Below are 318 nucleotides of genomic sequence, written 5' to 3' on the forward strand. Positions count from 1 at the left end.
CAACCCAGCCATAGACGGTCTTTTGAGATATGCCAAGATCGCGCGCAACTTGGGAGGCGACTTTCCCCTCCTCCAGAACCAACTTCACTGTATTCAGTTGTATTCAGTTTGAAATCCGCATCGTATTGTTTTGTTATCGTAGACACCTCGAATCAATTTACTTATTTTCACATTCTGTAGAATAGGCCCGGGCCGACCCACCCGTTAAGGGTAGTTGGGCGCCCGAGCCCTTCCCCGAACCGGACTTGCACCTTTCGATGCATCCGGCTCTCCATTTGAAGTAGTTTTAGGTTGCACGTAGTTCAGCCTGGCCCGTAT

General features: G+C 50.0%; 1 protein-coding gene. It reads right to left on the minus strand.

Annotated features, from left to right (window positions below; genetic code table 11):
* Positions 1-88, minus strand: an 88-nt coding sequence (locus J3482_RS22045) for a transposase (RefSeq protein ID WP_369123494.1), incomplete at its 3' end; no start/stop codon positions are given.
* Positions 89-318 lie beyond the last annotated feature (230 nt).

It is taken from the genome of Alicyclobacillus suci (genome assembly GCF_017329615.1).
In the GTDB taxonomy this organism is placed as follows: domain Bacteria; phylum Bacillota; class Bacilli; order Alicyclobacillales; family Alicyclobacillaceae; genus Alicyclobacillus; species Alicyclobacillus suci.